Annotated in this window: 9 protein-coding genes; 2 read left to right on the plus strand and 7 right to left on the minus strand. The window is 43.9% G+C overall.

Annotated features, from left to right (window positions below):
- The 6 genes from ORI89_RS11770 to ORI89_RS11795 all read right to left on the minus strand — a co-directional run.
- Positions 1–6,535, minus strand: a 6,535-nt coding sequence (locus ORI89_RS11770; RefSeq protein ID WP_268230685.1) for a beta strand repeat-containing protein, incomplete at its 3' end; no start/stop codon positions are given.
- Between the two features lie 77 nt (positions 6,536–6,612).
- Positions 6,613–7,152 (minus strand): phage tail protein, encoded by a 540-nt coding sequence (locus tag ORI89_RS11775; protein WP_268230686.1) that lies wholly within the window; start codon positions 7,150–7,152, stop codon positions 6,613–6,615.
- A gap of 30 nt (positions 7,153–7,182) precedes the next feature.
- Positions 7,183–8,058, minus strand: a complete 876-nt coding sequence (locus ORI89_RS11780) for a hypothetical protein (RefSeq protein ID WP_268231065.1) — start codon at positions 8,056–8,058, stop codon at positions 7,183–7,185.
- Complete coding sequence (gene cysC, locus ORI89_RS11785; RefSeq protein ID WP_268230687.1) at positions 8,036–9,538, minus strand: adenylyl-sulfate kinase; 1,503 nt, start codon at positions 9,536–9,538, stop codon at positions 8,036–8,038. Before cysC ends, ORI89_RS11780 begins: the two co-directional genes overlap by 23 nt.
- The gene (locus tag ORI89_RS11790; protein ID WP_268230688.1) at positions 9,517–10,470 is read right to left on the minus strand and encodes a hypothetical protein; all 954 of its coding nucleotides are present in this window, start codon (positions 10,468–10,470) and stop codon (positions 9,517–9,519) included. The genes cysC and ORI89_RS11790 overlap by 22 nt, the downstream gene beginning before the upstream one ends.
- Positions 10,463–11,152, minus strand: a complete 690-nt coding sequence (locus tag ORI89_RS11795; RefSeq protein WP_268230689.1) for an aspartyl/asparaginyl beta-hydroxylase domain-containing protein — start codon at positions 11,150–11,152, stop codon at positions 10,463–10,465. The genes ORI89_RS11790 and ORI89_RS11795 overlap by 8 nt, the downstream gene beginning before the upstream one ends.
- Before the next feature lie 396 nt (positions 11,153–11,548).
- Between ORI89_RS11795 and ORI89_RS11800 the strand changes: the two genes are divergently transcribed.
- On the plus strand, positions 11,549–11,836 hold the full coding sequence (locus ORI89_RS11800) for a DUF485 domain-containing protein (RefSeq protein WP_268230690.1): 288 nt from the start codon (positions 11,549–11,551) through the stop codon (positions 11,834–11,836).
- Positions 11,833–13,743 (plus strand): solute symporter family protein, encoded by a 1,911-nt coding sequence (locus ORI89_RS11805; RefSeq protein WP_268230691.1) that lies wholly within the window; start codon positions 11,833–11,835, stop codon positions 13,741–13,743. Before ORI89_RS11800 ends, ORI89_RS11805 begins: the two co-directional genes overlap by 4 nt.
- Before the next feature lie 72 nt (positions 13,744–13,815).
- Here ORI89_RS11805 and ORI89_RS11810 read toward each other — a convergent pair whose 3' ends face one another.
- The gene (locus tag ORI89_RS11810; RefSeq protein ID WP_268230692.1) at positions 13,816–14,370 is read right to left on the minus strand and encodes a hypothetical protein; all 555 of its coding nucleotides are present in this window, start codon (positions 14,368–14,370) and stop codon (positions 13,816–13,818) included.
- Between the last annotated feature and the right edge of the window lie 179 nt (positions 14,371–14,549).

The following is a 14,549-nucleotide window of genomic DNA, read 5'->3' on the forward strand; positions in this document are numbered from 1 at the left end:
AACTAAGCACCTGCTGCAATGGCGAAATCCTCAGTTTCGCTGTTTTAGTACTAGCACCTGTATAGTTCTTACCACCATCCACTTTAACCGTAACCATATATTCGCCAGCATCGATATGATCGTTGTTACTATAGGTAGCCGTTAACCCAGCAGGAAGGTTTGTAATTATTAATGACTTCACTGTGCCATCGTAAACGAAACTAGCATCTGCAAAAATAAAGGCAGGCAATACCGCTTTCATAATCGTCAGCTTAGCAGTCTGCGAACCATTTTCATAGTTGTTGCCCCCATCAATAACAGCTGTAACTGTATATTCCCCTGCTTCCGTCTGCTCGTTGTTCTGGCAGCTCACCTGTGTTCCCACTGGCAAGGCACCTGCAATAACTAAAGACTTCACAGTACCATCATAAACGAAACTAGCATCAGCAAAAGTAAACATCGGTAGGGTTGCTTTCTCAATCGTCAGCTTAGCAGTCTGCGAACCATTTTCATAGTTGTTGCCACCGTCAATAATAGCTGTAACTGTATATTCACCGGCTTCTGTCTGCTCGTTGTTCTCGAAGCTCACCTGTGTTCCTACTGGCAAGGTACCTGCAATAACCAGAGATTTAACAGCACCATCGTAAGTAAAACTAGCATCAGCAAAAGTAACCCCTGCTATAGAAGCTTTCGTAATTAAAAACTTCGCCTTCTCATACTGGATATTATAGTTTCTAGCTAGGAGGTTTACGTTGTTAATATCGTAGTCACCTACATCCTCACCCGCTACACGCGTTATGCTACCCGTAACTACCGAAGCATCATCCCCATTACGCAGATCTGAAGCTTTCACAGTATACGTCAATGCAGGGTCTGCATCACCATATACCTTCGTCTTCGCATCCGCTGTTACGGTAAGATTTGCTTTCGTGATACTCAGAGTTGATTGCTCATAGTTGACGGTGTAGTTATCTGCTGCGAGATCCACATTCGTAATATCGTAGCTGCCCACAGATTCGCCTACTGCACGTGTCAATGTACCGCTGACCACCGAAGCATCATCCCCATTACGTAGATCTGAAGCTTTCACAGTATACGTCAATGCAGGGTCTGCATCACCATATACCTTCGTCTTCGCATCCGCTGTTACGGTAAGATTTGCTTTCGTGATACTCAGAGTTGATTGCTCATAGTTGACGGTGTAGTTATCTGCTGCGAGATCCACATTCGTAATATCGTAGCTGCCCACAGATTCGCCTACTGCACGTGTCAATGTACCGCTGACCACCGAAGCATCATCCCCATTACGTAGATCTGAAGCCTTCACCGTATACGTCAATGCAGGGTCTGCATCACCATATACTTTGGTCTTCGCATCGGTTGTTACCGTAAGACTTGCCGGAACTATGGTTAATAACTGATTCACAGATACCGCAGGCAAGTATTCATTGTTTCCAGCCTGAGCTGCTGTAATAGTCACCGTTCCAACCTTTTTCGCATCAACCTTCCATTTACCGCCATCATTGTTGTCCTGATACACTTCGGCAATATCCGAGTCGGACGACACGAACGACACAGGTAGCTGTGATGTCGCCGAAGCTGTTAACACCACCGTTTGTTGTCCATAAGTTAGGTTGCCTAATGTTGCAAAACTTATGGTCTGCTCGCCCATCGTTTTTGCAGATGCCTGTGCTTCTGCACTACGATTGCCTACCTGGTCTACTGCTACCAAAAAGAATTCAAAAGTTTTTCCGTTCGGCAGCCCGGTATACCCAAAGTTTTCCGTCCCTTTTAAGATCTCTGCTACATAAAAGGTTGAACCGTCTTCACCTTTTACATAAAGTATATATTTTGCTAAATCCACTTCTGTATTGGCTTCCCAAAGCAGTGATATCTGCCCATTTTGCCCTATAGCCGTGAAATTAGCTGGAACCGCTGGAGGTTTAGCATCCACTTTTACACCAGTGGTACTTCCTACCGAATTTAATGTCAGGTTTGCATCATTGCCTGCAGCATCTTTGATTGCGCCACCATTCAATGATAAAGCACTTACGGTAATTCCATCATGGTCTTCCAGGCCGTTAATCACTACATAGCGGAACTCAAGAGCAGTGCTTCCGGAGCCAGATAGGTAATTAGCATAGACTGCCTGTCCCCCAATCGTAAGCGATAGTCCAGGCGTTCCTCCTGTCTTATTTACCAGCACAGCCTCCGAAAAGTTGACCGTAAAGTCCAAATTCTGATTCAGCAAGTAATAGCCATTGGCCGGCACAGCTACCGATGCTACTGTAGGTCGCACTCCATCTATCGCAATAGCATGTTGCCCAGCAATGGACTTCGGACCGCCAACCGTAGGCAAGGTCAATACCGCATCATCTCCAAAAGCATTTTTAATGGTAGCACCATTCAGTGATAGCGCAGTTGTAGATTGATAATCCAGATCGGGTGCTGTATCCCCTTCCTGTACCGTATAGCTAAATGTTAACGTATTAGTTCCAGTACCATTCATATAAATGGCCTCCCGGTCCACTGCCCCTGTTTCCAACAAAAGCCTAGGTGCATCTCCCATTGAATTCACTACCACCTGTTGATCGAAAGTCACGACCAGTGCAATTTCATCACCTATTTTATAAGTTCCATCAGCCCTTGAAGCGCCTACGGAGACGACTTTCGGGTTGATCGGATTAACCGTAATAGCTATGGTATTTGTAGCAGTCTGTGACCCTCCCGACCCCGTATTGCCTAAGTCATCTGTAGTTATTTGCAGCGAAGCAGGCCCATTATAACCTGGCGTCGGTTTAAATATCAAACCATTTAAAGCATTATTAATAGCTACAATAGGTCCTGTCAAAGTCATGCTTGCATCATTTGTACCGCTCCCTATTGACACACTAAGTCCTGAAGTACCAAATAGTGTAATCAGGCCATTAGTAGCTGTTAAAGTAAGCTGGACAGCATTAGCACCTGCATCCACATCCGAAACAAAAATCTGGTTGTTATTTGCAGCGCTAAATACTAATGTAGCATCCTGATCAACAGATTGTGCTCCCGGCACGAAATTGATTGGTGCATCGTTTACAGCTGTAACCACTAGTGCAATCGTTTTAGTGTCTGACAATGCCGTCCCACCAGTGTGTCCGTTATCGTTAATAGATACCGTCAGTGTCACGTTACTCGTTGCGTTGCTTGCCGTGGTAAATGTAATAGCACCAGCTGCTACAAAAGTATTGATATCAGAAATTCTTCCATTAAGTGTCAAAACGCTGGCCGTTCCTCCCGCAGTGACACCCGTTCCTGATGTCGCACTGAGCATACCACTAGGCACAGAAAAAACAACTGTCACAGAATTTGTTCCTGCATCTACATCACTAAAACTTATTCCTGTAAGCGGAGATGGGGTATCTTCCGTTACGGCAATGCTCAGAGGCACGGTAACTACAGGTGCATCATTTACCGGATTAACGGTTAAATGCAACCATGCTGTGCCACACTTAGAAGGAACTCCATTATCGCACACTTGGTATCGTAAACTATCCCTACCCGCGTAATTCGCGTTCGGTGTATACGTAAAACTACCGTCCGCATTCAGGACTACCGTGCCGTTAACAGGCGTTATGACTAAGGATGCCATTAAGGCATTACCTTCAGGATCCGAATCGTTCGTTAACACATTGCCCGTTGCTGGTATATCTTCTGTCAACGTAACATAGTCATCTACTGCAACCGGCGCATCGTTGACTGCGATCACGGAGACAGTTTTCGTAGCGGCCACAGATTCCTGACCACTATCGTGTACTTTGAAGCTTATCGTACGGTTTGCTGTTGACGGATTTTGCGACGAGTTACTATATTTAACCGCACGCAAAGCCGCCTGCCATTGCGCCAAATTCGCCGTGGCTCCAGCGGAACTAAGTGTCAATAGCCCCGTTGCGCTATTGTACAGCGCTGCCGTTATATTACCCATTGTAGTCCCATTATTGGTAAATTCCAACACATCTTGTCCAAATTGGAAATTACCCGTAATCGCTACTGTTGCCGAGGCTAAGGTTCTATTATCTGGGTCAGAAACTATAAGAGCGTCATCTACTACAACCGCTGTTCCTTCGGTATATGTTGTATTGCCTCCGCTAGTGGTAACTATCGGCGCAACATTGACAGACACAATGGTTATAGTAGACGCTATCGATAGTGAAGTCACATCGGTACCACCATTCGCTGTGCCACCATTATCCTGTATAGAAGATAACGTTATAACACGGTTTGTTGTATTGAGATCAGTACTTATATTACGATAAGTTAGTCCGTTAACTATGCCCAACATAATAGCCGGAGAGACTCCCCCGCTCTTACCTATCTCCACGGTCGTCGCCCCCCCACTTACTAAAACACCTACTGTAAGCCCATTTGTTCCTGTGGCCTGTGTGCCAGATACTAGGGGCACATCAGAGCCATCTATTGTCAATATCTCTTGATTACCATCTGACACATTAGCTACAGTAAACACCAGTTTACTTATTGCCTGCCCCGCTTCAATTGTACTTATAGCTGTTCCACTGAACAAAGAAACAGCAGCCCCGCCCTCTGTAAATGTCGGGTTTACTGCAGTAGCTATTAGCGTAGGTGCATCATTGACGGCCGTAATCTGTACAGTAACAATAGCTGGAGTACTTGTACCGCCATCGCCGTCATTAAGCGTTACGGCTATCGTACGTGCTGCTGTGGCAGGATCAGTAGTATTACTATTCGAATACGTCAGGTTACGGATTAATGCCCTCGCACTAGCCGGACCAGAATTAACATTAAAACTGATGACCAGATCGTTCGTTCCCGTTCCACCAGCCCAAGTACCTATAACCACGCCACCGTAAGTCACATGGCTACCCGATACCCCAATCTGCCCTGCTCCTGTTCCTTGATCACGAATGGAAAGAACATCTTCGTCGCTAACTCGATTAGCCGTAATGGCAACTTTCATATTTCCTCCGCTAAAATTAGGAGAATCCGAATCGGTTACCGTTGCATTAGAACCAGCATCAATTAATACGGCAGTACCGCCCTCCATATATGTAACAGCATCTCCATCCAGGTTGCTGATTGTAGGTACTGCATTAAATATTGGACACAGACTTATATTATCCAAATCTACATACTGAAACGATCCACCAAGCTTAATTTCCAGTTCATCAATCACGGCTGAGGCATACGAGCCCAAATCAATAAATGTATAACCATTATTGACAGAAGGATCTGTATTAAACCCTGTACTTTTCATTTGGGTGAATACAGGGGTTCCTGCCCGCTTCCCCGTTATAGTTACCGTTCCATTTGTAGCGAGTGTATTTCCAGATGCATCGTCCGATAGAAATAGATAGAAACTACCGACTTTGAATCCATTTGTACTCACCTTCCATGCCATCGGATCTTGCCCCGTACCCGAAAGGTGAAAGCCTGAGCCATTAATCCCTCGTACAGGACTGAACTTTCTCACTTTCCAATTACCAGAAAGCTGGTACGTCTGTCCATTATTCGAAAAGGAAGCTGCATTATCGGATTCTCCTTGGTCAAAATTTTCTATACTACATGGGCCTACAGCATGAGTTTCTCCAGCAGTAAAAGGGAGTGTCCCTACAATATTGCCAGTCATTGTGGCTATATCGGTCCCCGAATTTAGATGCAGCTTTAAAGTACCTTCTCCACTTATCGAGGCGATGCTTACCCTATAGACGGTAGTCGATACAGGTGTAATATCGCCTACTACCCCCATAGCGCCAATCCCCGTAAGCGAGAAGTCATCGACACTTACGTTCTTCACAGGCTTATCAAACGTAACCAGGAAATTCATGGTCGTCGCAGATGAATTTGGCGATCCATCCACCACAATACTGGACACCTGCGCAGGCGCATTCGCATTCGTGCTATAAGGCGGCCCTGCCATAAACTGATCCAGGTAGATGTTGAGATCTGGTGCTTCTATCCGCACCTCATCGATGTCGTAAAAATCAGGATTACCCACAAAAGACTGGTTCAATGTTCCATCAAAATCCACTTCCACCGAATTACCAATTTTTACTCCGCCTTTATAAGCCGTAACAGTACCATTAGTCGAGCCTCCAGATCCCGCATCTTTTAAGAATATCCCCTTAAATTGAAAATTTGTATCATCACTTTTTATGATGCTCCATTGCGTTACCCCACCAACGTTAAAATTATTATCAAACAATGCATTAGAACCTTGATAACCTTCTCCTGAAGCGGAAACAATAGTTGTCAAGGAGTGAGTTGTTGTAATAGCAAAGACAAAACCACCAGCGAGCGTCAGTTCATCTTCATCATCATCACTCTCAACAACACCAAAAGCTTTACCATAGCCAACACCAAAACCAATTATGGGATCAAACTTCACACCCTCAAAATCGATCGTAGTTTGGGCTGTTAGCGGCTGTACAAACGCTACCAAAAGGCAACACAACCAGAGCAAAAAGGAATACAATTTCATATGTATATAATTACTTCGTGATCCGTCAACTGGCGGATCGGTTTGTTTTTTATCTGTCATATGGAATACTCATAGGTGTTTGTGCTTTGCTAAACATGAGTATTTCATATTTTCAATAATTGCTGTTATAAAAGGAATTAGTTTCTAGAAGGATACTCACCTACCAGCGCAATACAATAATTCATAACTAGATAGGGTTGCCTATTTTCATGTGGTAGGCCCGCTCCCTGAACGCCAACTGCTGCTTGGTTTAGTTGTCCACCTTGGCTAGTGCTATACAAATTTGCAGGAACAGTATTGCCACGGGCAATGGTCACTGCACCATTGGCCAAATAATTCCCATTAGCCACATCCGTAGTTCCTGCTGCATTCGAAACCATTAGTTGATGCGTATGCGCAGGCATTTGATTTGGCAAAAGCGTGACAGACTCTGCTCCTCCTTGTTCACCTAAAGTATATGTAGAGAATCCTGGACTTTGCCCATGTCCAATAGCTACCCGCCCCCTAAGATCTGGCAATCCAAAAGTAGACTGCCCATTACCTCCATAAGTTGTACCCAATAATGCAAATAGAACCGGATTGCTATTGATTGACAAAAGCTGTCCATGACAAAAAGCCCATCCTCTTGGTGCATAATTGAATCCGAATAATTGTATTTGTCCTATAAATGGTTCCATAATATTTTATTTTTAATAACGTCGTTTAGTTTATATCGATTTTAATTCTTTATGTGTTATTTGTTGCGGCAACACCAACCCATCTCTTTCTAGACTATACACCTGCTTAGCTATAGTGTTTCCCTGTTCATGCCCCACTTGCACTATGACATCATGCCCATTGGCATTTTTCATTATTCCGTTAGAAGCTTTCGCTTCTGTTAAGCCAGCACAGTTGATAACATCTATGGATCGGCTTCCACCTACACAGTCCTCAACAAAGCGCTTATCATACCCTTGCGGCATAAGACAGACTACCATATCACAGCCACTATCTTCTTTTAGCTTTTTAGCCCAGGCTTCCGTTTCTTGCCAGGCTTGGAGATCCTTTTCAGCCCCCTCGGATGGGCCCATAGCCACTACTGCTACGCTTCTATGTCCTAACCAAATAATTTCATAAGGTTTAATCCAGGTTTGCCAATCTGATGCGTATCCTTTTCCATGGCTTTTCACCAGCGAAAAATCACATTCTTTTGCGAGCTTCAGAAGTTTCCTATCACCCAAAGCCCATTCATTTTCACCTATAGCAGCCACCTGATACCCCTGTTGATTCATTTTAGCCACTGTAGCTTGATATTGGCCATTGGCATGCACAAAATTACCCGCACTCAGCCAGAGTGCATTTTCTGTTTGCACAGCATCTGGCAACTCGGTTAAGAAATTAATGCGGTTATTCAGATTACCTGTACAATACACATGCACTGCATCCATTTCCGGCCTTAAGTTAAAGCGGGCTGCGCGGCCAAGTTCCGATCCGTAAGATCGATTACCTAGTATCATCGCACCTGATAATAGCCCTATTTTGGCCAAAAAATCTCTTCGACCTCCATTATTCATATTCATATTATGTAAGCCTAAATTGTTCATAGGTTATGTACTGTACAAATCGGGGTTTGTCCGATTCATTCGGTGTAGCAGCGTGCGGCATCGTCTCGACCCAAAGGATCAGATCGCCTTTCTTTCCTGCTATTTTCACTTCTTTATGCTGTGTTCGCAACACCTCTGCCGCTTCATGCATCCCGCCGTGTTCTCGGATAAGCGATTGAAATTGATGATGCATTTTAGGTATTAAGCTAAAAGCACCTCCCACTTCCTCGACATCATGCAGATACACCATACCTTGTATGTGGTAGCGAGGCCCAATCTCCATATCAATATCCCAGTGTAAAGGGCTTCCTCTAAAAGGATAGCCTGTCGATAGCGGAGGCATATACCCTAGCGGAGATCGCATGGATAACAGATCTTTCCGACGGTACAGATCCTCAAACACCGCCCTAATAGTCGGGTTGTGCCTGATAGCTTCTTCCGCTTCACTTTTTGCTGAAAACAAAAGTATTCCCTGCCAGTTGGCAACCGCTGGACACCAGGTATCTCTATTTGCTGGGTCAACACCTAGCTGTCTACAGATTTCTGTTTTAACCCGATCGCAATCTCCAGCATCTACAGCCTGCGGCACCACCAAAAAACCTTCGTTATTCCAAAAATCAAGCTGGTCTGTGGTCAATATTTGGTAAGTATAGGCTTCGGAAAATTTATTACCCACCGTATCGATACCGAGAAACATTTTCTTTGCCTCCTCAAAAGCAACTTCCCCCATCCTATTCTTTAGCCACTCTTCAAAGTGTAAACTATCCCTGCATTCACCAAAAACAAATTGGTACAGTTCCTGATTATTCAACTCGAACAATCCTCTAAATAATTTGGTTTTATGTAGGTAATCTTGCGATTTATCTTTCTTCTCGCCAAACAAAAAAGCCTGTTCTTTCAATCTGCTTAGAAAATCCAGAAACGTCTTGTCTTCGTCACTCTTAGCGAGATCATTCCTTAAATATTGAACAACCGTGTCTGCACACTCCTTTATTGTCTGCTGTGCTGTATCCAAAATCAAATCGGCATCTGCGGGTCGTTCGAAAGGATCCGAAATACCTGTAAAGGCCGGCATATAATCAGGGTCCTGTGGGTCAAGCAAGGCCCTTTTGTAGAGCCCTTTTGTATCTCGCTGCACCAGTACATCCAATGCACAATCTAGAAACAGCAATTTGGCATTATACGCTGTTTTCAATATATGCCTACCTACTTCATAAGGATTTATGGCCGCCAACAGCACGACATCAAAATCTGGTGCCATCGCATGCGCAAACCGCCCCAATCGTTTCACATTCTCTAGTCGATCTTCTTTTGAAAATCCCAAATCGCTGCATAAAGTCTGCCTATACACATCACCATCCACTATTGCAACCTTAAAACCTTCCGCCTCTAACCCCGTTTTCACCTGGGTCGCCAGTGTGGTCTTACCAGCACCCGACATTCCTGTCATTTGGATAATTACACCTTTTCGCTGCGACATATTAACTCCTCATATTGTGAATAAACACTTAAACAGTGCTCGTATAAAGCACTATCTTCCTCTTCCTTTAATTCAGCAAACACCTGATCTGGGTATTTACTGTGTTTGTGCAATCTTTCCAAAGCGGCTTTCGATTCGCTCAGCCTGGTGCCCACATGCGCATCAAAATCAGCCAATAACCCCATCATACCCGAGGCATAATCATAAAAACGATCTAAGGGATTACCCTGCAACCTGATGTTTATCAGGCCTTTATAAAAGATACGCAACACATCGGCTGTAAATAGCGAAAACTCTCGATAATGCCGTTCAGTAACTGTAACCGGATTTGCCTTCTCCGATAAATAGCCCGGTATCATCTGGATTCCCCTGCGTTTTTCATGCGATCGAATAATTGCTTTAGGTTCTCTACTTAAAAAATAAAAAGGGACGTTCGAAAACCATCCTCTTAGCAAGCCATATTGATGGATGTGCCAACTATCCAACTTAATAAATAATTGCTCCTGCCCTAGTCGTTGCTGTCCCAAGAAAGTTAATACAGCTTTAAAGAATCGCTCTCGGGATATTCCTTCCGGCAATAGCGCTTCGTCCATCTGCAATATCTCGTCCAATAGCGGAGCTTCGGGGATAGTAACGTATTTCTTATCTGCCACCAAACATTGCGACAACAAGGTGGATCCACAACGGCTGACATGAAAAATAAAAGCAGTAACCGAGCTTCCCTCAACCTCTGATGCCCATGCGCATAGGCTCTGAATATCAGATTGCGAGACCATTCGGCCTCTTCCCTTATTTCTGGCAGCTATTCTATTATCAAAAATTGTTTCGCCAAAAAATGGCTCTGCAACATAACGATCTTCCAGATCGAGCCACAATACCCGTGCTCCCCGGCCTGTTACTTCTAATTTATAGGGGATCCAGTTGCTAAGCATCTTGTAGTTCTCTTTTTAGTTGAAGTACCAATTGCCTTGCACCATCTCCCTCCATCATTTCTAGTTGAGCTATCATCGCTCTTTTAGTTGCCTCATCATAATCAGGTTTAGGCGCTTCTTCATATCCATGCTCTATAAACCAGCTATCTGTATCTTCGTCCCTTAGCCCATCAATAACCAAGTGAACCCGTACCTGATCACTTCTATTTATAATCTGATGTGTTTTAGAAAAATCGAGATACCAGCAGCTCCCCTCCTCCATAACGATACGTTCGCCTTCGAGGTAAAATTCTACTGCCGGATTCGTACATATTGGTATATGTATCCGGTATACTCCGTCGGCATATGCACAGCCACGATCCTTATGTGGTTTTATTTCTGCACCGGGGTAAAGCGCCATTAATCGGATCGATTCTTTTGCGCCCGGAATACCTTCTATCACGCCACGTATATAAGGCACCTGATCCAACAGCGGCGTATCCTGGTATGAACCTTCGCCGCCAAACCCAACGATTGTATGGCTACAACCATCAACAGAACGCAACGAAATACACTGCCAGCATCCTTCATAATCGTTCTGATTAAAATGCTGAACCCAGTTATACCCCACGCATAACAGTAACTCTTCTTGCAGCATAGCCACATCATAGTTTCTGTTGAATTTGATCGAATTATACCCCACGACTAATAATTGTGAAGTAAATGTAAATAAAAACCTACAAAAAGATATTATCTAAGGGGTGGACATCGGGGGGACACCCGTGGTAAAACGCTTATTATAAGGTGATTATTTTTACATAATCACTTAAAACATTTCTCTACTCCAATCTATTTAAGCCCCGATTTTTTATCCTTTAACAGTAAAAAAAAGCAAGTATGCGTCCATAGACGTAATCATTTTAAATAAAAAGATCGCTGCTTTTATTCTACAATTTGTACTTAAGCAAGGAATGCAGAAGACAGTTAAATTTCCATAACAGCACAAAATATCCTCTTTTTTTTGTAGCATTGTAATACGGTCGGTTTCGGCGCGTACGATCTTAAACCAGATTATAAAATTTTATAAACCTTCACACTTATGCATGTCAATAACACGACTGAAGAAAAAGAGAGTTTAACTCAGCAAAAATCAAGATTAGGCGTTCGTCTATTTTTCATTTATTTAATTTGCTACACCGGCTTTGTGATTTTAGGCGTATTTAAATACGAGCTATTAGCTAAGACGGTCTTTGCCGGCCTCAACTTAGCCGTCGTTTACGGTATAGGGTTAATAGTATTTGCTGTTATTTTGGGTATTATTTACAACTATTACTGCACAAAATATGAAGACGCTGCAGAGCAGTTAGCGGAAGGAGCAAGCAAATGATTTACGATATTTCTATCACTGCGCTCGTTTTCTTTTTCATTTTTGTAGGTTTAGTACTTGGTCTGTCCTTCTACTTTGGCCGCAAAAAAAGCTCCTCCTCATCCTACTATGCGGCTGGCGGACAAATCCATTGGGCTGTCAACGGTATTGCCTTTGCGGGCGACTACCTATCTGCAGCTTCATTTTTGGGTATATGCGGCATGATTGCCATTGCCGGTTTTGATGGGTTTTTATATGCTATAGGTTTTTTGGCGGGCTGGATTGTCGCTTTATTTCTAATAGCCGAACCTTTTAAGCGCCTAGGGAAATACACATTTACCGACGCCTTAAACGCCAAGTTCAACTCGCGCGCCATCACCCTTACGGCTTCCATCAGTACGCTAATTATTTCTGTCTTTTACCTTATTCCACAGATGGTCGGTGCTGGCGACCTCGTCATGCCTTTATTGGGCTTGCCGCATTGGGCAGGAGTCATCTTAGTGGGCGCTATTGTTATCGCTATTGTAGCCAGTGCAGGTATGGCTTCAACGACCTACGTACAGTTTCTTAAAGGCGGGTTACTTATTGTTCTTTCGCTCGTATTGACTTTCTATATCTTAAAAAACGGACTATCTACACCTCCCGAATTCAATGGCAACAAATACCATGCTTTCATTGAGCTTGTACCCGAGGTACAGGACGGTAAAGTCCATGCTGTCGAGGGGTGGGATGTATTGGCGCAGCAGCAAATAGGCGACAAAACTTTCGTCAAATTAGCGCAGAATGGAGTAGAACGATGGTTTGACTTCAACACCGAAAACACAAGCCCCCTACTGAAAGAAACACTCACTATCACGCAAAAGGGCGACGGCAGCGTGCTATACAACGGAGAACCTAAAGAAAATAGAAAATTTTATCAGGTCGGTCATTTAAGCAAGATTATTGTCAACGGGGAAGAGGTAAAAGAGACGGGCCCTTTAAATCCGTTTCAATTCCTATCAACTATTAAGGACAGCGAGATTGTCCGTTTCCAACAGGTCAAACTAAGCGATGGCAACGACCAAATCTCTGTATATTACCCCGAGATTACTCCAGGTTCTAAATATATGTTGCCGGGCCTAAAATATAAAATCGGTAGCGGAGCCGACCTTTGGAGTAAAATGGACTTTGTATCGCTCATGCTCGCCCTGTTCTTAGGGACAGCTGCTTTGCCCCATATTCTTATCCGGTATTATACGGTAAAAACTCCACGTGATGCCCGAAAATCCACTATCCTCGCTATCGCCGCTATCGGTGGCTTCTATATCCTCACCCTATTTATTGGTTTGGGTGCCGGGGTCAACGGCGTAATGGATGTAGAATCCAGTAACATGGCTGCCCCACTCTTGGCGCGGGCCTTTGGTGCTGCGCTTTTCTCCATTATATCGGCTGTGGCTTTTGCTACCGTGCTGGGCACCGTTGCGGGGCTTATTGTCGCTTCATCGGGTGCGATAGCGCACGATTTTATTGACGGCTATTTAAAGAAAAATTTAGATGACGCCAAAAAAGTCAAAGTCGGGAAAATTGCGGCCGTTGTAGTCGGTATATTTGCCATCTTATTAGGCATGGCCTTTCAGGGCATCAACGTATCTTTCCTGGTCGGCTGGGCATTTGCTATTGCAGCTTCCGCTAATCTGCCGGCTATTCTTTTTCTATTATTCTGGAAAAAGACTTCTTCTACAGGCATTTCTTCCTCTATCGTCGTCGGTATTGTTGCTTCTTTGGCTATCATCCTTACGTCCCCCACCATGTGGGACAAATACGGCTTAGGAGCAGGAAACGCTTTACATCAGTTGGAAAACCCTGCTTTGATCTCCTTTCCGCTAGCTGTACTAACAGTTTATATCTTTAGTAAGCTCTATCCCAAGAAAGCAGAAATAAAGTCTTAAACACGATATATTAAAATAACAAGCGGGCTCCCTTATTAGGCGAGCCCGTTCTGATCTAAGCTAGCACCATCCCTAGCCATCAAACTCGCCACAGTCGTGTTCTTTAAAAAGCTCTAGCGCATCTTTAGTGGTATAATAGGTAGCTATACGTTTATTATTCATCTCCAGGGGTGCTCCTTCTATCCGCAGCTCATACACTGGCGCCTCGTCTATTTGTGTCAGAATATATGTACGTTCGGCTGTTTTCAGTATGGTTTTTTCCATATCGCCTGACACCGTAAAATCATCCACCACTAAGCGATCCTTATCGTCGCATACGTTTGTCCATATCATCTTATTTGTTGCTACAGACAGGCCTGCCAGATCGCAGGCATAACAATTGCCAGAAAACTCAATCCCATACTTTTCAAAAACATTATCGCTGGTGCTGTCCACAACGGTTAGAGGCACTAAAGCTAACAAATCTGCTGGCACAATCACGTGCTCAGCTATTTCCGGCCCACCTTCCGTGCTATGCTCCACAACGTTTGCTGTTGTATCTGCCTGCCCTGCCTTTTTCTCACTGCCTGTTGTGCAGGAAGACAATATTGCCAGCGCAAACCAAAAAATCATTATTTTTTTATACATACCTATTATCTTTTTTTATCCCAGACCAAAACGGCTCATACGCTGCAAATTGTACTATATAGCCCTATTTTACCCTCGGATTTATTGATGGTAAAGTTGCCCAAAACTGTTCTTTACTACTATCCCTGTTTTCAGCCATTTTTATGCTACAGCTCTTTTTTTGTTGGCAGCTATAGGCC

Origin of the sequence: Sphingobacterium sp. UT-1RO-CII-1, from assembly GCF_026711005.1 — a bacterium.
Classification (GTDB): Bacteria; Bacteroidota; Bacteroidia; order Sphingobacteriales; family Sphingobacteriaceae; genus Sphingobacterium.

Excerpts from the sequence above, each read along its gene's own strand:
- ORI89_RS11775 (WP_268230686.1), bottom strand. The coding sequence starts at position 7,152 with ATGGAACCATTTATAGGACAAATACAATTATTCGGATTCAATTATGCA.
- ORI89_RS11780 (WP_268231065.1), bottom strand. The coding sequence starts at position 8,058 with ATGAACAATTTAGGCTTACATAATATGAATATGAATAATGGAGGTCGA.
- cysC (WP_268230687.1), bottom strand. The coding sequence starts at position 9,538 with ATGTCGCAGCGAAAAGGTGTAATTATCCAAATGACAGGAATGTCGGGT.
- ORI89_RS11790 (WP_268230688.1), bottom strand. The coding sequence starts at position 10,470 with ATGCTTAGCAACTGGATCCCCTATAAATTAGAAGTAACAGGCCGGGGA.
- ORI89_RS11800 (WP_268230690.1), top strand. The coding sequence starts at position 11,549 with ATGCATGTCAATAACACGACTGAAGAAAAAGAGAGTTTAACTCAGCAA.
- ORI89_RS11805 (WP_268230691.1), top strand. The coding sequence starts at position 11,833 with ATGATTTACGATATTTCTATCACTGCGCTCGTTTTCTTTTTCATTTTT.
- ORI89_RS11810 (WP_268230692.1), bottom strand. The coding sequence starts at position 14,370 with ATGTATAAAAAAATAATGATTTTTTGGTTTGCGCTGGCAATATTGTCT.